This is a genomic window from Fictibacillus barbaricus (assembly GCF_014635025.1).
GTDB lineage: Bacteria > Bacillota > Bacilli > Bacillales > Fictibacillaceae > Fictibacillus > Fictibacillus barbaricus.
Map to the genome: position 1 here is coordinate 1,239,906 of NZ_BMCE01000001.1, position 18,768 is coordinate 1,258,673.

Sequence of the window (18,768 nt, forward strand, 5' to 3'; positions counted from 1 at the left end):
GTTGCTTTAAGATGGAATGGAAAGTACATATTACTATTTTCGAGGAGGAGTATAGATCATGAGCGTAACATTTAAAGAAAAACCAGTTACTTTATTAGGGAATGAAGTAAAAGTAGGGGATCAAGCTCCAGATTTTAAAGTATTGGCAAATGATATGTCAGAGGTTACTTTAGCTGATACTAAAGGAAGCGTACGTTTAATTGCTGCTGTACCTTCAGTAGATACAGGAGTTTGTGATGCTGAAGTTCGCCGTTTTAACGAAGAGGCTTCAAAACTTGATAACGTAAAAGTATTAACAATTTCAGTGGACTTGCCCTTCGCACAAAAAAGATGGTGCGCTGCAGCTGGCATCGAAAATGTACAGACTCTTTCCGATCACCGCGACCTTTCATTTGGTAAAGCATATGGAGTTGCGATCGAAGAACTTCGTCTTTTAGCACGATCTGTATTTGTTATCGATAGCTCAGACAAGATCACATATGTTGAATACGTGAATGAAGTAACGAGCCACCCTAACTATGAAGCTGCAATTGAAGCAGCTAAAGCAGCAAAATAATCACCTAGGATTTCTCCGGTATAACCATTTCATACCGGAGATTTTTTTATTTCCTAAAAAATAGATGCTATTCATTGTATATGCTGTGCCTGATTTGCTAAAATGTTTCCTGTGAAAACTTAGGAGGAAGCGGATATGAGTTCTTTTAAAGATGTAGAAAAATTGTTTTTCGTTATGGATAACACAGCAACCGCCATTAAGGATAAGCTGGAGCTGCCTTATTTAGATGCTCTTGTAGAAACAGGTGAAAATCTGTTTTTTCAAGAAATACCGAAAGAATACCCAAAAGAATTAACAACTGTATTAATGGATGAATATAAGAAAATTAACTTAAGCGAATTTGACAAAGATATGACACGCAAAGCATTTCAATTAGCTGTATTAAAAGGTATGAAAGAAGCTGTACAGCCGCATCATGCTATGACACCAGATGCTGTTGCCCTATTTACTGGCTATCTTGTACAAAAGTTCATGAAGAAATCTGAGAAGCTGACACTGCTAGATCCTGTTGCAGGTTCGGGGAATTTGTTAACAGCTGTCATGAACCATCTTAAAGACAAAGAATGTGATGCATTTGGTGTTGAAGTGGATGAAACGCTGTTACGTTTAGCCTGGGTAAACGCTAATCTCCAAAAACATAAAGTTGAGCTTTTTCATCAGGATGTGATCAAGCCTCTTTATGCAGACCCGGTTGACGTTGTAGTTGCCGATCTGCCTGTTGGGTTTTATCCGGACGATGAAGGTGCGAAAGTCTTTAAGGTGTATGAGAAAGAGGGCCATACGTACGCACATCATCTGATCATTGAACAAGCAGTCCATCATCTGAAAGAAGCAGGAATCGGAATTTTTATCGTTCCTAATAATCTATTTGAAAGCGAACAGTCTGGGTTGCTTCATGCTTGGATAAAAGAAACGGTAACAATCCTAGGTTTATTACAGCTGCCTGAAACATTGTTTAAGTCATCTGTACATGCAAAAAGCATCTTGATCCTACAAAAGAACGGAGAAGGTGCCATTAAGCCAAAACAAGCTATGCTTGCACAGCTGCCATCCTTCTCAAACAAAAATGGATTGGGAAATGTCATGGATCAGATGAATGAGTGGTTTAAAACAGAATGGGAACGTGAAAAATAACAGCGTGGGTTAGATCCTATGCTGTTTTTTTATGGGTTTGCAAACGGATTCAAGTCTGAATTGCATGAATATAGGGTGTAAGCGTTTTACAGCCTTGATAATAACAATCGGCAATGTTTAAATAAGGAAGGATTAAAGTATCAAGTGAGATCGAAGTGTGCCTACTCCGCACTTCTTTGTCAATGAATATGAAGGAGATGGCTATTTTGGCTAAAATTATTGCAATTAATGCCGGAAGCTCGTCCTTAAAGTTTCAACTTCTTCAAATGCCTCAAGAAGAAGTACTAACAAAAGGACTTGTAGAACGTATCGGATTAAACGATTCAATATTTACTATTGAAGTAGATGGCGAAAAAGTAAAAGAAATCAAAGATATTCAAGACCATTCAGAAGCGGTTTCGATGCTTTTAGATAAATTGGTAAAACATAACATTATCTCTTCACTTAATGAGATTGAGGGAATTGGACATCGTGTTGTACACGGAGGAGAAAAGTTTAATGACTCAGTGTTGATCACGGATGAGATCTTAAAAGAGATTGAAGAAATCTCATACCTTGCTCCGTTGCACAATCCTGCAAACGTTGTGGGGATTAAAGCGTTTAATAACGTATTACCGAATGTACCGGCAGTTGCTGTTTTTGATACTGCGTTTCATCAGTCAATGCCTGAGAAATCATTTTTGTACAGCCTACCTTATGAATATTATACAGAATATGGAATTCGCAAATATGGTTTCCACGGCACAAGCCACAAATATGTTTCCGAAAGAGCCGCAGAACTTCTTGGCCGCCCGGTAGAACAGCTTCGTCTTCTATCTTGCCACCTTGGTAATGGCGCAAGTATCGCTGCGATTGAAGGCGGAAAGTCGATCGATACATCTATGGGCTTCACACCGCTTGCGGGTGTAACGATGGGTACTCGTTCAGGAAATATTGACCCTGCGTTGATCCCTTACATCATGCAAAAAACAGGTCAAAGTGCTGAAGAAGTATTAAACGTATTGAACAATAAGAGCGGTATGCTTGGCGTATCTGGTTTTTCTTCTGACCTTCGTGATATCGAAAGTGAAGCAGAAAAGGGCAACGAACGCGCTGAACTTGCTCTAGAAGTTTTCGCAAGCCGTATCCACAAATACATTGGATCATATGCAGCGAGAATGGCTGGAATTGATGCAATCATCTTTACAGCTGGTATCGGTGAAAACAGTACAGCTGTACGTGAACGTGTCTTACGGGGTCTAGAATTCATGGGAGTTTACTGGGATCCGGCTCTTAACCAAGTCCGCGGAAAAGAAGCATTCATCAGCTATCCTCACTCACCGGTAAAAGTTATTGTCATTCCTACAAATGAAGAAGTAATGATCGCGCGTGATACAATGCGTTTAGCGATATAGACTTTAAAAGCAATCTTTTCATGTCTTATGTACATGAACAAGGTTGCTTTTTTCGGTTTAGAAGTGTAACGCTAAAGAAGGAAAACTGGCTGTAATCGCGTAAATCCTATTATGTACTTAAAATAGTGTGCACCTATAACAAGGGAGAACTGTCATGTACAAAAAGGAACAATACTTATATGCGAACGGTAAACATTTAAAAGCTGTGATAAGAAATTACAATAAAGATGATTTTATGGAGCTTATTTCAATTCAAAAAGAAAGCTTCCCACCGCCGTTTCCTTCAGATCTATGGTGGAATGAGAATCAGCTCTCCAATCATACTTCGCTTTTTCCGGAAGGAGCTCTTTGTGTAGAGATCGATGGAATCCTTGCAGGTTCCGTTACCGGCCTCATAGTAAACTTTGATCTGGAGCATCCTGATCATTCATGGGAAGAGATAACAGATAACGGATATATTAAAAATCATGATCGAGATGGAGATACATTATATATAGTTGATATTTGTGTTAGACCTTCCTATAGAAAACTGGATCTTGGGAAACTCCTTATGCAGTCTATGTATGAAACGGTTGTTCATCTTAAATTAAGCCGCTTATTAGGTGGAGGAAGGATGCCAGGTTTTTATAAACATGCTCAGGATCTTACCCCAGAAGAATATATTGAAAAAGTTGTAAGCGGGGAGCTTCGTGACCCGGTGATCTCGTTTTTGCTTCGTTGCGGCAGAACGCCACTTGTTTTAGTTCCTGATTATTTAGTGGACGATGAATCTTGTAACTATGCATTACTAATGGAATGGAGAAACCCCTTTTTAAAAAGCACATGAAATGCTGTAGATTTTTTTACTTCAACAACAGATTATAATACACTATAAAAAAGGATTAAAAGGAGGAGAAGTATGCCACTAACAGAGCGCGAAGAACAAATCTGGCAGAAGGTCAGTGCATGGGAAGAACAATTTTTTACATATGAACCGACAGATTTTGGCCGTACTTATGAAAAATGGGCAACGAGACAGATGGATCGGCTTTCAGAAGAGATGCAGGAGACGATTAGCGAATATGTTGATGCTGTCTTGTTCCATATTCATGCTCTAATACAAAACTCCCAATTCCAACTCGATACAAAACAAAGGCTTTTATCCGAAGCGAGAGTCTTTCGAGATGATATTTTTGAAATTGAAGATTTGAAAAAGTGCTCGATCGATCAGTTATCTTATATGGCAGATCAACAGATCGCAAGAAATCGCTTATTATCATTCTCCCAAGGTGGACTCGCAGGGACTGGAGGACTCCTTTTCTTAGGAACGGACTTTCCAGCAATGGTCACACTCGGCATACGTTCGGTGCAATCCATTGCTATGCATTACGGATATGACATTCAAAAACCATCTGAGATGATGAGATCTCTAAAAGTCTATCATGCTGCAACGATGCCCAAACGTTTTCAAAAGGAAAAATGGAACGAGCTTATGGCAGAGATCAGGGAAGAAGAAGATCCTATTTTTTACGCGGGTCAAGACGTCATAGCGGACATATCATGGATGTCGCATCCGGTTCAACAAGCTGTGAAGATGATGGCCATTCTGCTTCTCAGAAAGAAACTGACACAAGGACTTCCTATCTTCGGCATGGCGTTTGGTGCGGTCATGAACTACCAGCAGTCTAGAAAGATTACAGAAATTGCACACAATTTTTATCAAAAGAGATATCTCTTCGAGAAATATTAAGAAATAGGAGTTTTTCTATGAGTGTCCAAGAACATAAAGAACTTGCCCCGAAGATGGTTAGATGTATGATCGTGACTGTAAGTGATACGAGAAACGAAGAGACCGACAAAAGCGGCCAGCTGATTCGGTCGTACTTAGAAGCACAGAGGCATGTGATCTCTGAATATCGGATTGTCAGTGACGATAAAGAATTTATTCAAGAGGCTGCCCATTTCGGCATTCAGGATGAAGGTATTGATGTTGTTCTTTTTAACGGTGGGACAGGCATAGCTTCTAGAGACGTAACGATAGAAGCCTTAACACCAATGTTTGATAAAGAAATAACCGGTTTTGGAGAGTTGTTCCGAATGCTCAGTTATACAGAAGATATTGGTTCAGGTGCCATGCTTAGCCGGGCAGCTGCAGGTGTAAAGGAGAGAACGGCAATTTTTTCTCTGCCCGGTTCAACCGGAGCTGTTAAGCTAGGAATGGAAAAACTGATCTTGCCCGAAATCGCTCATGTTGTCCAACAACTTCAAAAATAAAGAGGGTGCCTAAGCATCCTCTTTTTTATTATCCGTGAATTTTTGAAGTTATATCTTGATTCAATCTGTACCACAGCCAAAGGTCGTTTATGACTGATGCTAAACCAGCTATCTTATAATTCAACTCGCATGATAGCTCAAAGCTTTCTTCGGTAGATAACTGATCCTGCAATATGTTGATATGCTTCTCAATTTCTCCGATCCGATCTGGGATTGTTCCTCTTATTTTTTCCCATTGCAATAGAATAGAAGCTTGTTCTCTTTTATCATACAATTCCCATGGTCTAATTAAATGTGGCAGGGAGATTCCAAGCCTTTCATCCCATACAAAGTTATTCTGCAATTGAAATCACCTCTGCTTCCATTGTACAAAAGGTAACTCGTTGATGCGAGAGAAATAATTGATGTTATTTTTATTCATTTTTAAGAATAACCTTGCAATCACTACAGAAATTATGTTATTGTATGAACTATCATAAATGGTATTTTTATAAGAATATATGTATAAATATAAACAAAATATTTATATTTAGGGATTTCAGGAGGAGAGATTTCATATGGGGAAAAAGGTAGTTTTAGCTTATTCTGGTGGTTTAGATACATCGGTTGCTATTCCATGGTTAGCGGAAAAAGGATTTGAGGTTATTGCATTATGTTTAGATGTTGGTGAAGGGAAAGACCTTCCTTTTATTCAATCAAAGGCATTATCAATCGGGGCATCTGAATCCATTGTGTTAGATGTACAAAAAGAATATGCTGAGGAATATGCATTAGTTGCTCTTCAGTCGCATGCATTATATGAAGGGAAGTATCCGTTGATCTCTGCTCTTAGCCGACCGTTGATCGCTAAGAAGTTAGTTGAGACAGCAAGAAAATATGGAGCGACAGCTGTTGCGCATGGCTGTACAGGGAAAGGCAACGACCAAGTTCGTTTTGAAGTATCTGTTGCAGCTTTAGCGCCAGACCTTGAAGTGCTGGCACCAGTACGTGAGTGGAGCTGGTCTCGTGAGGAAGAGATTGAATATGCAAAGCAGCATGATATCCCGGTACCAATCAAAAAAGAAAACCCGTTCTCTATTGATCAGAATTTGTGGGGGAGAAGCAATGAGTGCGGGATTTTAGAAGATCCTTGGGCTGCACCGCCTGAAGAAGCTTACGAAATGACAGCTTCGTTAGAGAATACACCAGATAAGCCACAAATCGTAGAAATTGGATTCGAAAAAGGGGTGCCGGTGTCACTTAACGGTAAAACTGTGTCACTTGATCACCTTATCCATCAGTTAAATGCATGGGGAGGCGCACATGGAGTTGGACGTATCGACCATGTGGAAAATAGATTAGTCGGGATTAAATCACGTGAAGTATATGAATGCCCTGCAGCAACTACGCTTATCAAAGCGCATAAAGAGCTAGAGGATCTGACTTTAGTAAAGGAAGTCGCTCATTTTAAACCGATCATTGAAAAGAAGATGACAGAATTAATCTATGAAGGACTATGGTTTTCTCCACTAAACGCATCCTTAAAAGCCTTTTTAGATGAAACACAAAAATATGTAACAGGTACAGTGCGTGTTAAATTCTTTAAAGGTCACGCCATTGTAGAAGGCAGAAAATCACCATATTCGCTATATGATGAGAAGCTGGCAACGTATACGTCAGACGATGCGTTTGATCATACCGCTGCAAAAGGATTTATCTCATTGTGGGGTCTGCCAACGAAAGTAAGCAGCATGGTTCAAAAAAATGAGGTGAAAGTGTGAAAAAGTTATGGGGAGGACGTTTTTCAAAACAGCCAGAGGAATGGGTAGATGAGTTCGGTGCATCCATTTCGTTTGACCAGCAATTAGCAAGTCATGATATTAAAGGAAGTCTTGCCCATGCCAAAATGTTGTTTCAGTGCGGAATTATTGAAGAAAGCGCCTATGAAAACATAAAGAAGGGTCTGCTCTCCCTTCAGCAGCAAGAGCAAGAAGGGGAACTTTCTTATTCGGTGAAGTACGAAGACATCCATCTTAACCTAGAAAAACTGCTAACGGATAACATTGGACCTGACGGCGGTAAACTTCATACAGCGAGAAGCAGAAATGACCAAGTGGCAACAGACTTTCATCTTTATGTGAAAGAAGAAACATTGCTGATCATGGACCATATTGAAGAATTACAAAAGTCACTATTAAATCTTGCAGATGAACATGTTGAAACGATTATACCGGGGTATACACACCTTCAGCGCGCACAGCCAGTTTCTTTCGCCCATCATCTGTTAGCTTACTTTTGGATGCTTGATCGTGATAAAGAAAGGCTACAAGACAGCTTGAAGAGAACTGATATCATGCCGCTTGGTGCTGGAGCTCTAGCAGGAACAACCTTTGATATCAATCGAAATATTACGATGACCGAACTCGGCTTTTCTGGCAAGTACCCTAATAGTTTGGATGCTGTGAGTGATCGGGATTTTGCGATTGAATGCTGCAGCAATGCCTCCATGATTATGATGCATCTATCACGCTTCTGTGAAGAACTGATCCTTTGGTCCTCCGAAGAATTTGGATTTATTGAGATCAGCGATAGCTTCACAACCGGAAGCAGCATGATGCCGCAAAAAAAGAATCCGGATATGGCTGAATTGATCCGTGGTAAGAGCGGCCGAGTATTTGGGTCACTAGTATCATTGCTCACGTTAATGAAGGGGCTGCCTCTTGCGTACAACAAAGACATGCAAGAAGACAAAGAACCTGTTTTTGACACCGTTAAAACGGTAAAAGGGTGCTTAAGCATCATGACAGGTATGATGAATGAAATAAAGATCAATGTTGAAAAAATGAACAAAGCGGTTCATCAAGATTTTTCAAATGCTACAGAGCTTGCAGATTATCTTGCGAAAAAAGGAATTCCTTTTCGCGAAGCACATGAACTTGTAGGACAGATGGTACTTCATTGTATTCAAAAAGGATGCTATCTACTTGAGATTAGCATCGAGGAATATAAAGAGTGGTGCCCGCTTGTAGAAAAAGACTTATATGATGCACTCTCACCAAAAACAGCTGTTGAGAGAAGAAATTCTGAAGGCGGTACAGGATTTGATGCTGTACGCCAGCAAATCGATTCAGCTAAATCCAAGATGTACATTTCCAAAAATTAACCTAGATTAACTTTCTCCCTCAAAACAAAAACTATGGTTAAAGTTTTAATTTTCAAGGAGGAAGTTTCAATGGATAATGAAAAACGTCCGAACCAACAGCTCGAATACGATCTAGAAGGCGAGATGACCGTACATCAGCAGTTGACGGAAGCTTACCAAAGCGGGGTCGTTGATAAAGTAGATCAAGGTCAGCAGCGTACGAAGTTGGATGAGGATGAAAGTCTTCAATAGCAGTTATAAGGGTAGGATGACTCACTATGAGTCATCCTTTTTGCGTATGGAATCAATGTTTAGCGAATAAGGCTCCGATCGACTTCCATGTATTATTCCAGCTTAAAACGGGCACATTAAATGCTGTCTTCAAATAAATAAATCCTCAAAAATATTCAACTTTTTATTTTGTTTTTTTGGTGGTATGGTAACTATAGATATGAAGAAAAAATTTCCAATAAAGATCAGGGAGGGAATGCTGTGAAAATAGGTGTACCTACTGAAATAAAGAATAATGAAAATCGGGTAGCAATGACACCTGCAGGCGTTTTAAATCTCGTAGCGTCTGGTCATGAAGTGTTTATACAAAGAGGTGCAGGGCTTGGCTCAGGTTTTTCAGATGAAGAATACGAAAGTGCCGGCGGAGTGATCGTTGAGACACCGACCCAAGCATGGTCGATGGAAATGGTTATGAAAGTGAAAGAACCATTGCCAGAAGAGTACTGTTTTTTTCGTGAAGGGTTAATTCTTTTCACTTATTTGCATCTTGCCCCTGAACCAGAATTAACAAAAGCATTAATAGATAATAAAGTTATTGGAATAGCCTATGAGACAGTGCAGCTCCCGAACGGAACACTTCCATTGCTTACGCCAATGAGTGAAGTAGCAGGAAGAATGGCTGCTCAAATTGGGGCTCAGTTTTTAGAAAAGCCAAAAGGCGGTCTAGGTATCCTTTTAAGTGGCATTCCTGGTGTAAGACGCGGCAAGGTAACGATAATTGGCGGCGGAGTGGTAGGAACAAATGCTGCTAAGATTGCAATGGGTCTTGGAGCTGATGTCACAATTATTGATTTGAATCCTGAACGTCTTCGTCAGCTAGATGATATCTTTGGTGTTGAGATTAATACACTAATTTCTAATCCGCTTAACATCGCACTTGCTGTACAAGAATCGGCTTTGGTTATTGGTGCAGTGCTGATCCCAGGGGCAAGAGCGCCTAAACTGGTTACAGAAGAGATGATTAAAGGGATGCAGCCAGGCTCTGTAATTGTGGATGTAGCCATCGACCAAGGTGGTATTTTCGAAACGGTTGACCGGATTACGACACATGATAATCCGACGTATGAAAAGTATGGTGTTCTGCATTATGCAGTAGCAAACATGCCTGGGGCTGTTCCTAGAACATCGACTATCGGTCTTACAAACGTAACGGTCCCATATGCCCTGCAAATAGCGAACAAAGGGTACGCTAAAGCGTGTTTAGATAATGAGGCATTGTTAAAGGGGATTAATACGTTAGATGGATTTGTAACTTATAAAGCTGTTGCTGAAGCACACCAGCTCGATTATATGGATGCAGCATCCATACTGACTCAGAAAAAATAATAAACATCATACAAAAAACATAAAAAGTCCACATTCCTTTTCACTGGAATCGGACTTTTTTTTCATTCTATAATAGGGTATGTAAGGATAGAAGAATATAGTAAACCAATTGATTGAAGGGAGCAGGTAAGATGAGAGTAACATATCACGGACATTCAGTGCTGGAGATTAAAACGCGAGATCATTCGATTTGGATAGACCCTTTTATTAACGGAAACGGACAAGCTGCTATTAAAGTGGGAGACATTACAGCAGATGTTATTCTATTGACTCATGGCCATAATGATCATGTTGGTGACACAGTTGAGATCGCAAAAGCTAACAACAGTTTAGTTGTAGCACCTTTTGAACTGGCAGAATATATCGGATCACTAGGAGTGGAAACACATCCAATGCATATTGGCGGAAGCCGCACGTTTGATTTTGGAAAAGTAAAGTTTACTCAAGCTTTCCATGGTTCAAGTTTTACACAAGAAGACGGCACGGTTGTCTATACCGGTATGCCAGCAGGTATTTTATTTTCACACGGTGGCAAAACTTTATACCATGCAGGAGATACAGCTCTTTTCTCAGATATGAAATTGATCGGAGAATTTGAGAAACCAGACGTAGCCTTCTTGCCGATAGGGGATAATTTTACAATGGGTCCTGAAGACGCCCTCATTGCTGCAAAATGGATCGGTGCCAACTTGACTGTTCCTATTCATTACAATACGTTCCCTGTTATTGAGCAAGATCCAGAGAGTACTTTCACATCCAAACTCGGTAATAAGGGAAAGGTGCTTCAAAGCGGTGAAAGCTTAAACGTATAATTGATTCTAACCTCTCTTTCTATGCATACGAATGATAGTAAGGGAGGTTGTATTTATTATGAGCCAGGAAAAAATCGCAAAGCTATTAATGTTAATCGTGCTGCTTTATGTAGCCATTCCGGTTTTATCATTCGATGGACCGCCTATGCAAAAGATATTTACCTTTGCATGGAGCGGGTTTGCGTGTATGTTACTGATGAGTATTCTATTTAAAAGAAATCCTTTCAATAAAAAGGCCATCAAGAAACAAAGTAGTCTTGAAAATCAAAAAACGAGAAAAAGAATGCACACGGGAAGTTGAGTTTCTGTTTTAATGCCTGTATAATCTGTATTAGTCAATTAACAAAAACAGATAGATACAGGTAAAAAGGAACGGTGAATGTAATGCTAACAAAGCATGAACAAATATTGCAGCATATTTTGAACCTTGATGTCGGATCAAAAATCTCCGTTCGGCAAATAGCTAAAGATTTAACCGTAAGTGAAGGTACTGCTTATCGTGCGATTAAAGAAGCTGAGAACCAGGGAATTGTTAGTACCATCGAACGTGTGGGTACCATTCGTATTGAAAGGCAAGCAAAGAGCAGTATCGAAAAATTAACATTCGCTGAAGTGGTCAATATTGTTGAAGGACAAGTGCTTGGCGGACGGGCAGGACTTCATAAAACACTGCATAAGTTTGTCATTGGCGCCATGAAACTAGAAGCGATGATGAGATATGTAGACGCGGGCAGCTTATTAATCGTAGGTAACCGGGTAAATGCCCATGAATTAGGACTTAAAGCAGGCAGTGCGATCCTAGTAACAGGGGGCTTTGATACAGAGGATGAAGTGAAGAGACTTGCTGACGAACTTGAGCTGCCGGTTATTTCAACGAGTTATGATACGTTTACCGTGGCAACCATGATCAACAAGGCCATTCATGATCGTTTAATCAAAAAGGATATCGTTTTGGCATCTGATATATTAATTCCTATCGATGAAACTCACTATCTCTTTCAACATGATAAAGTACAGCGATGGCATGAGTTGAATCAGAAGACGATGCATAGCCGTTATCCTGTTGTTGATCAATCTAATCGTGTCACAGGTGTTGTTACCTCCAAGGACATTATTGGTGTACCTATGAGCATGCAAGTAGAAAAGGTGATGACACGTGCACCACTAACGGTTACCGAAAAAACGTCGGTTGCCGCATGTGCTCATATGATGATTTGGGAAGGAATCGAATTACTTCCTGTAATAGGTTCTTCTCATAAATTGATTGGAATTTTAACAAGGCAAGATGTATTAAAAGCTATGCAGATGATGCAGAAGCAGCCGCAAGTTGGTGCAACCTTCGACGACCTGATCACAACAGAATTAAAAGAATTAAAGTCAGACCATGAAATAAGATTTTCCTGCAGAATTACCCCACAGATGACAAACCATCTAGGGACAGTTTCATACGGTGTACTAATGACATTAGTCACTGAGACAGCACGTAAAGCTTTAAGAAAAATTAAAAAAGGTGATCTCGTTGTTGAGAACGTAACCTTCTACTATATTAAGCCCGTTCAGATTGATAGTGATATCGAATTGATTCCAAGAGTGCTAGAAGTGAGCCGCAAATTTGGAAAAGTTGATGTAGAGATCCATCATGATGGCAAGATTGTTGGAAAAGCGATGATGATGGCTCAGCTGCTAGATCACCGTTCATAATATAAAAAGTCCCTGTATAAGGGACTTTTTTATCAATAACTTCTTTAATTTTTTTGTGCTTCTTGTCGTGCAAGCGTAAGAAAATGCTTATACATCTTATAGTTCATGATCAACAGAACGATACCGTATGCTAAAAAGATAAGTGCGACCCATAATTGCACACGGCCTTCAACCGCTGTTAATTCGTTCAATCCGAATGAAGCTAAGAATGCACCGAGTGCCATTTTTGCTTTTGTTCCTGTCCAGCGTTTTAAGAAAGGTTCTTTTGCACGTACTTCTGATACTTTATAAAACACATATAGAGCAAAAGAAAGTATAATAAGAATAATAAAAATCGGCATTAAAAATTCCCCCACGTATTTACTCCACTTTATTGTAAACGTTTAAAACCATAATTGCCACAACGACGTCAAAAAGGAGTTTGCTATGAGAGAGGAAATCTTAAAGAAAATTCAACAATATGATCGAATTATCATTCATCGTCATGTTAGACCAGACCCAGATGCACTAGGATCACAAGGCGGCCTTGCTTCTATTATTCAAGCAAGTTTTCCCGAAAAGGAAGTTTTTGTAGTAGGGGAAGAAGACGCTGGGCTACTATTTCTAAACAAAATGAATGAGATTGAAGATGAGATGTATAACGGCTCTTTAGTCATTATTTGTGATACAGCAAACTCTCCTCGTATCAGTGATCCGCGTTACAGATTAGGAGATTTTGTTATCAAGATCGACCATCACCCGAATGAAGACCCGTATGGAGATCTGGTCTGGGTGGATACAACAGCAAGTTCTACTTCTGAAATGATTATGGATCTATATCTTTCAGGAGCGGATTCAGGTCTTAAGTTAAATGACCGGGGAGCAAGGCTTTTATATGCTGGAATAATAGGGGATACAGGACGTTTCTTATTTTCGAACACCTCTATGAAAACACATCGGTACACGGCTCTTCTACTAGAGACAGGGTTTTCACCATCTGAGGTTCATGAAAATTTGTACAAGATATCAGAAAAACTAGTAAGGTTAAACGGATATGTATTACAGCATTTCTCCATTGTTGATGATTGTGTGGGCTATATCCATCTAACAAGTGATACATTAAAGGAATTCAACACGAGTGCTAGTGAAGCGTCCCTTCTTGTTAACTCTTTTTCTCATGTTGAAGGGCTCCTTGCGTGGGTTTTCTTTGTAGATGAGCCTGATCAGATCAGAGTCAGGCTGCGCTCAAAAGGACCGGTCGTGAATAAGGTTGCTGTGAAATTTAATGGTGGAGGCCATCCGAGAGCGTCAGGAGCAACGGTTTATACGGAAGAGGAAACGCAGTCGGTGCTTGCTGAGCTTAGAAAACTTTGTAAAGAATATAAAGCAAAATAAAAAAGGCCTCATCGGGGGGCCTTTTTACACGTAATGAGAGCGTGTGAAATTAGTTTCCTTTTTCAGGGATAAACCAAGAGCCAACATCTGTTACATCTTCATGCACTTTTAAGTTTAACTTTGCAAGCTCTCTTTTGATTAGGTCTGCTACTTCTTTTGTTTCTGCAAATGCTGAGAAGCCATTTTGTAATTCCTTCACCTTTTCACGGGCAAGTTCTTTTCGATTAATAATCATGTAGTTTTCCCCCCAATATTCACTTCTTATTACTCGTATTTTATACAAAATAAGGAGGGATTGCTATTTCTTTGCCCAAAGATTCATAAAAACGTAATATTTCACCCATTATTTATGCATAATCATTCACTTGCTTTTGCTGATATATAAATTCTAAGTATGCCATTGTATAAATAAAGATGGTCAATATTAACTCTATAAGCTTGTTCATCATCATCAATACGATAGGGTTTATTTTCAATAGCCTGGAAAAGTAAAGTATTACTTTTAGCAATGGTTTCTGTATCTTCTCCCATTAAATGTTCGAGATCATCTTCAACCGCTTTTATTAAATGCACCCTCGTTAGATTAGATAATTTCTTAGAGTTTATTTCTGAGAAACGTACATTAATCTCGTGCAGTTTAAACTTTTTTGCAAGTTCTTTATTCGCTTTTTCATCATCAGACGTAAGGATTTCGTTTTTCTTTTCTAAATCTGTAATGATGAGTTTCTGGTCATCGATCCTATGGATTAGCCTTTCATGAGCTAAACCGCCTTGTATTAAAAAAAACGCCCAGCCGATAATAAATCCAATCGCTATGCCAGCAAAAAAACGCTGGTAGCCTTTTCGTTGATATAGCGGGGGAATCCTCATCAGTTGATATTCTCCTGGCTGAGCCACTGAATTAACTGCATGGCTGTGTTAGCTCCTGCAATTGCAACAAAGATATAAGTTAATTGTTTAAAGATCTCAATCGTCGCTCCGTTTTCAAAACTTCTTTCAAAGTTTGTGATGGTATCAAATGTCCCGCCAATCGCAGCGACGATCGCCCATATTTTTAGCTTTTTAGCCAGCTCCATCATTTCTAGTATCGGAGCTTTCCCTACAAGAAAAGCCGCGAGTCCGCCGATTAATGCACCGCCTAATAGTACACCAAAAGCAATAGCAAAATCTAAGATTATGTTAGCAAAAAAATCCCGTACCATGAGAATCCTCCTCTCCTACTCAATGTATGGACAACAACTACAGAGTATGCTCGTTTCATAATAGAATCAGAAAACTTGACAGATAAAACCTGTTTCATTAACACACACAGACTTCTGTACTATAATGGAGGTGCAAACAGGTGCGAAAAGGAAGTGAAGGTATGGGATTTGTCCCCTTGCATATACATAGTGAATATTCGCTTCTAGAAAGCTCTTGCCGTATTGAAGGGCTTATTACCCGAGCAGTAGAAATGGGTTATTCCTCATTGGCTTTGACCGATAAAGCAAATATGTACGGTGCATTAAAATTTTACACCGCATGTATAAAGGCAGGACTACAGCCGATTATTGGGTTGGAAGCTGAAATAGGCAAAGAGCACCAAAACAATAAAGCCAAAATACGGTCTACATACAAAATTCTTCTATATGCCATGAACATGGACGGGTATAAAAATCTATTAAAACTTACAACCCTTATGCAAACAAAGCAGGAAGGGGAAGTTTCACCGGTTACTCATGAGGAACTTTCAATCCATTCTGAAGGACTGATTGCTGTTTCCGCTGGTCCAGAAGGAGAGATCCAACAGTACCTATCTAAAGAAGACCGTGAAAAAAATCAAATAAATAGATTGCTTGAATTTTATATGTACTGGTTTCCTGGGCGCTTCTATCTCGGTCTTGAAGACCATGAAACAGGCTTTGAAAAAACGTTAAACCTGCAGCTGCAAGCACTCTCAAGGAAGTTTCACATACCGTTGATCTGTACCCATGAAACATACTATGTGAATAAGGAAGATTCACATGCACATGATATTCTTCTTTGCATTAAACAAGGTGAGAAAATTAATAATTCTGAGCGATATAAACTTCCAACAGGCGAGTATTATCTAAAATCACAATTTGAGATGGAACAGATGTTTTCACATGTTCCAGAAGCAGTTGAAGAAACGGCCAAACTTGCACAGAGATGCTCATTAGAACTCACTTTTGGGGAGATCGCCCTTCCGAAGTACCCTGTTCCAAGTCATTTGGACAGCAATGCATTTTTAACGGAGCTATGTGAAAAGGGTCTTTCAAAGAGATATGAAACCATTACGCCTGAGATTAAAAAAAGGCTTTCTTATGAACTAAATATCATTAAGAATATGAATTTTGAAGACTACTTTTTGATCGTTTGGGATTTCATGAAATTTGCACATGACGAAAAGATGATCACCGGCCCAGGTAGAGGGTCGGCTGCAGGTTCATTAGTGGCTTATGTTCTCGAGATTACGAACGTTGATCCAATACATCATCAACTTATTTTTGAACGGTTTCTAAATCCAGAGCGTGTTACAATGCCAGATATCGATATTGATTTTCCGGACAACCGCCGGGATGAAGTCTTAAGATATGTAGCCAGAAAATATGGAACAGACTATGTTGCCCAAATTATTACTTTTGGTACGCTAGCAGCCAGAGCTGCCATAAGAGACGCCGGAAGAGTAATGGATTTTGCGCCTTCACTTATAGATTTAACCGCTAAGAAAATACCTTCTAGACCAGGGATATCATTAAAGGATGCATTAAAAGAATCGGCTGGATTACAGCAAGCTTATGATGCAGATCCCGATGTAAAGAAACTCGTAAGTATTGCCATGACACTTGAGGGATTGCCTCGGCATGTTTCTACACATGCAGCAGGAGTTGTGTTATCAGGAGCTCCACTCGTTCAAAAGGTCCCTTTACAGGCGGGGCATGAAGGAATACCGCTCACACAATATAGTATGGAATGGCTTGAGGCATCCGGACTTTTAAAGATGGACTTCTTAGGTTTACGAAACTTATCTTTAATTGAAAATATTTTGGTCTCTATTGAAAAGAACGAAAAAGTGAAAATCAATCTGAATGATATTCCTTTTACAGATGCAAAGACGTTCGACCTTCTTGCAAAAGGTGATACCACGGGTGTCTTCCAGTTAGAATCAGACGGGATGAGAAAAGTTCTGCAGCAGCTTAAACCAACCGAGTTTGAGGATATTGTGGCTGTAAACGCACTCTATCGACCAGGTCCGATGCAGAACATCCCAGATTATATAGCAGGAAAAAACGGGCAAAAGACCGTTGAATATATGCATCCGGATCTTGAACCGATATTAAAGTCCACGTATGGTGTAATCGTCTACCAAGAGCAAATTATGCAGATTGCAACAAAACTAGCAGGATTTACACTTGGTGAAGCAGATCTATTAAGAAGAGCGGTTGGTAAAAAGAAACGTGATATTTTAGTCAGGGAGCGCGAACATTTTGTTGCAGGCTGTTTAAAACAAGGCTATGATGAAAAGTCTGCTGATGCTTTATATGATCTTATTGTTCGGTTTGCTGATTACGGATTTCCACGAAGCCATGCTGTAGCTTACAGTGTAATCGCATATCAGCTCGCTTTTTTAAAAGCTAATTATCCCGCATATTTTATGGCAGCATTACTTTCAAGCGTTATTGGCAATCATGATAAAGTTAATCAGTATATAAAAGAGTCAGAACAAAAGGGAATTCCTGTACTGCCTCCTTCTATAAAAAAAAGCAGTGCTGTTTTTTCCTCAGAAGGATCTAAAATCTTATTTGGACTATTAGCAGTAAAGAACGTTGGTCTAAATGCAATAAAAACGTTAATGGAAGAGAATGCAAAAGAACCATTTCAAGACCTTTTTGATATTTGTGCAAGATGTCCTCAAAAATTAGTAAATAAACGAACACTTGAATCGTTGATCTTTGCTGGAGCCATGGATGATCTTGGGGAAGACAGAGCAGTACTGCTGGCTTCTCTTGAAACGGCAATCGAATATGGTGAAGAGTTTCAAGAAATCTCACGAAAGAATCAAATGTATCTGTTTGATGATGATATCAATCTCCCTAAACCATCTTATGTGTCAGTTCAGCCGTTTCAAAACGGTGAAAGACTTAAGTTTGAGAAGGAAGCACTTGGTTTCTTCTTTTCCTCTCATCCGCTGCAGAGATATCGATCTATCTTAGCAAGCTGGAAAGCGGCAAATGTTCGTGAGATACAAGAGAAAACGTCCTCTGTCCGTCTTGGCGTTCTAGTGGACAAGGTACGTGTCATTAAAACAAAAAAAGGGGAACTTATGGCCTTTCTTACCATTAGTGATGAAAGCGGAGAGATAGAGGCAGTAGCTTTTCCAAAAGTATATGAGACCTATCACGGTATTCTGCAAAAAGGAGAACAATTATTTTTAGAAGGAAGTGTGGAAGAGCGTAACGAATCACTACAGATACTTATAAATAGATGTAAGCTGCTTTCAGAACTCAAAACCAATGATCAACCTACTGTATTTATAAAAATTGATAAGCACCATCAGTCACCCCAGCATCTAAATGCAGTAAAGACGATCTTGGAGCAGTCTAGAGGCAGCATACCTGTTGTACTCATCTATGAAGAAAACAGGCAAAAAGTTCAAATCTCACAAAAAGTACATGCTGATGAGAACCTGCTTTTAGAATTGCAATCTGTTATTGGTAAGGGTAATGTCGTCTTTAGAAGAAATTAATAACTTTACAGCTTGTTAACATTTGTTATAATTAATGAGTCAATAATAGTGGTCTGACC

20 protein-coding genes are annotated in these 18,768 nt (G+C 39.5%); 15 read left to right on the forward strand and 5 right to left on the reverse strand.

Annotated elements, in window-relative coordinates:
- Positions 1 to 55: 55 nt before the first annotated feature.
- From tpx to IEV52_RS06060, 6 genes are all read left to right on the forward strand, one after another.
- Entirely contained in the window at positions 56 to 556 is a 501-nt protein-coding gene (tpx, locus tag IEV52_RS06035) for a thiol peroxidase (RefSeq protein ID WP_188402268.1), read from the forward strand.
- A gap of 135 nt (positions 557 to 691) precedes the next feature.
- Positions 692 to 1,690: a class I SAM-dependent methyltransferase gene (locus IEV52_RS06040; RefSeq protein WP_188401587.1), complete on the forward strand. Its 999-nt coding sequence runs from the start codon at positions 692 to 694 to the stop codon at positions 1,688 to 1,690.
- A gap of 206 nt (positions 1,691 to 1,896) precedes the next feature.
- Entirely contained in the window at positions 1,897 to 3,084 is a 1,188-nt protein-coding gene (locus IEV52_RS06045; protein ID WP_188401588.1) for an acetate kinase, read from the forward strand.
- 154 nt (positions 3,085 to 3,238) lie between these two features.
- Positions 3,239 to 3,910 (forward strand): GNAT family N-acetyltransferase, encoded by a 672-nt coding sequence (locus IEV52_RS06050; protein WP_188401589.1) that lies wholly within the window; start codon positions 3,239 to 3,241, stop codon positions 3,908 to 3,910.
- 72 nt (positions 3,911 to 3,982) lie between these two features.
- Positions 3,983 to 4,813 carry an EcsC family protein gene (locus IEV52_RS06055; RefSeq protein WP_188401590.1) on the forward strand — a complete coding sequence of 277 codons (831 nt, stop codon included), beginning with the start codon at positions 3,983 to 3,985 and terminating at the stop codon, positions 4,811 to 4,813.
- Positions 4,814 to 4,830: 17 nt separating this feature from the next.
- Positions 4,831 to 5,337: a MogA/MoaB family molybdenum cofactor biosynthesis protein gene (locus IEV52_RS06060; RefSeq protein ID WP_188401591.1), complete on the forward strand. Its 507-nt coding sequence runs from the start codon at positions 4,831 to 4,833 to the stop codon at positions 5,335 to 5,337.
- Between the two features lie 28 nt (positions 5,338 to 5,365).
- Here IEV52_RS06060 and IEV52_RS06065 read toward each other — a convergent pair whose 3' ends face one another.
- Positions 5,366 to 5,680, reverse strand: coding sequence for a hypothetical protein (locus tag IEV52_RS06065; protein WP_188401592.1), 315 nt, complete (start codon positions 5,678 to 5,680; stop codon positions 5,366 to 5,368).
- Between the two features lie 214 nt (positions 5,681 to 5,894).
- Between IEV52_RS06065 and IEV52_RS06070 the strand changes: the two genes are divergently transcribed.
- The 7 genes from IEV52_RS06070 (at position 5,895) to IEV52_RS06100 (ending at position 12,588) form a co-directional block, all read left to right on the forward strand.
- Positions 5,895 to 7,097, forward strand: a complete 1,203-nt coding sequence (locus IEV52_RS06070; protein WP_188401593.1) for an argininosuccinate synthase — start codon at positions 5,895 to 5,897, stop codon at positions 7,095 to 7,097.
- Positions 7,094 to 8,479 (forward strand): argininosuccinate lyase, encoded by a 1,386-nt coding sequence (gene argH, locus IEV52_RS06075; RefSeq protein WP_188401594.1) that lies wholly within the window; start codon positions 7,094 to 7,096, stop codon positions 8,477 to 8,479. The genes IEV52_RS06070 and argH overlap by 4 nt, the downstream gene beginning before the upstream one ends.
- 69 nt (positions 8,480 to 8,548) lie before the next feature.
- Positions 8,549 to 8,710 carry a hypothetical protein gene (locus IEV52_RS06080; RefSeq protein ID WP_188401595.1) on the forward strand — a complete coding sequence of 54 codons (162 nt, stop codon included), beginning with the start codon at positions 8,549 to 8,551 and terminating at the stop codon, positions 8,708 to 8,710.
- Between the two features lie 240 nt (positions 8,711 to 8,950).
- On the forward strand, positions 8,951 to 10,075 hold the full coding sequence (ald, locus tag IEV52_RS06085) for an alanine dehydrogenase (protein ID WP_188401596.1): 1,125 nt from the start codon (positions 8,951 to 8,953) through the stop codon (positions 10,073 to 10,075).
- Positions 10,076 to 10,206: 131 nt separating this feature from the next.
- The gene (locus IEV52_RS06090) at positions 10,207 to 10,887 is read left to right on the forward strand and encodes a metal-dependent hydrolase (RefSeq protein ID WP_188401597.1); all 681 of its coding nucleotides are present in this window, start codon (positions 10,207 to 10,209) and stop codon (positions 10,885 to 10,887) included.
- A gap of 58 nt (positions 10,888 to 10,945) precedes the next feature.
- Positions 10,946 to 11,188, forward strand: coding sequence for a hypothetical protein (locus IEV52_RS06095; RefSeq protein ID WP_188401598.1), 243 nt, complete (start codon positions 10,946 to 10,948; stop codon positions 11,186 to 11,188).
- 83 nt (positions 11,189 to 11,271) lie between these two features.
- The gene (locus IEV52_RS06100) at positions 11,272 to 12,588 is read left to right on the forward strand and encodes a DRTGG domain-containing protein (RefSeq protein ID WP_188401599.1); all 1,317 of its coding nucleotides are present in this window, start codon (positions 11,272 to 11,274) and stop codon (positions 12,586 to 12,588) included.
- Between the two features lie 44 nt (positions 12,589 to 12,632).
- Here the strand turns inward: IEV52_RS06100 and IEV52_RS06105 are convergent, their stop codons facing one another.
- Entirely contained in the window at positions 12,633 to 12,929 is a 297-nt protein-coding gene (locus tag IEV52_RS06105) for a YtpI family protein (RefSeq protein ID WP_188401600.1), read from the reverse strand.
- A gap of 85 nt (positions 12,930 to 13,014) precedes the next feature.
- Between IEV52_RS06105 and IEV52_RS06110 the strand changes: the two genes are divergently transcribed.
- Positions 13,015 to 13,962, forward strand: a complete 948-nt coding sequence (locus IEV52_RS06110; protein WP_188401601.1) for a DHH family phosphoesterase — start codon at positions 13,015 to 13,017, stop codon at positions 13,960 to 13,962.
- A 49-nt stretch (positions 13,963 to 14,011) separates the two neighbouring features.
- On the opposite strand, the gene IEV52_RS06115 is transcribed toward IEV52_RS06110, so the two are convergent.
- The 3 genes from IEV52_RS06115 to IEV52_RS06125 form a co-directional block, all read right to left on the reverse strand.
- Entirely contained in the window at positions 14,012 to 14,197 is a 186-nt protein-coding gene (locus IEV52_RS06115; RefSeq protein WP_188401602.1) for a YtzJ family protein, read from the reverse strand.
- A gap of 122 nt (positions 14,198 to 14,319) precedes the next feature.
- The gene (gene ytrI / locus IEV52_RS06120) at positions 14,320 to 14,832 is read right to left on the reverse strand and encodes a sporulation membrane protein YtrI (protein WP_188401603.1); all 513 of its coding nucleotides are present in this window, start codon (positions 14,830 to 14,832) and stop codon (positions 14,320 to 14,322) included.
- Positions 14,832 to 15,164, reverse strand: a complete 333-nt coding sequence (locus IEV52_RS06125; protein ID WP_188401604.1) for a YtrH family sporulation protein — start codon at positions 15,162 to 15,164, stop codon at positions 14,832 to 14,834. The genes ytrI and IEV52_RS06125 overlap by 1 nt, the downstream gene beginning before the upstream one ends.
- Before the next feature lie 140 nt (positions 15,165 to 15,304).
- Here IEV52_RS06125 and dnaE point away from each other — a divergent pair, with 140 nt between their 5' ends.
- Positions 15,305 to 18,709, forward strand: coding sequence for a DNA polymerase III subunit alpha (gene dnaE, locus IEV52_RS06130; protein WP_308464561.1), 3,405 nt, complete (start codon positions 15,305 to 15,307; stop codon positions 18,707 to 18,709).
- Positions 18,710 to 18,768 lie beyond the last annotated feature (59 nt).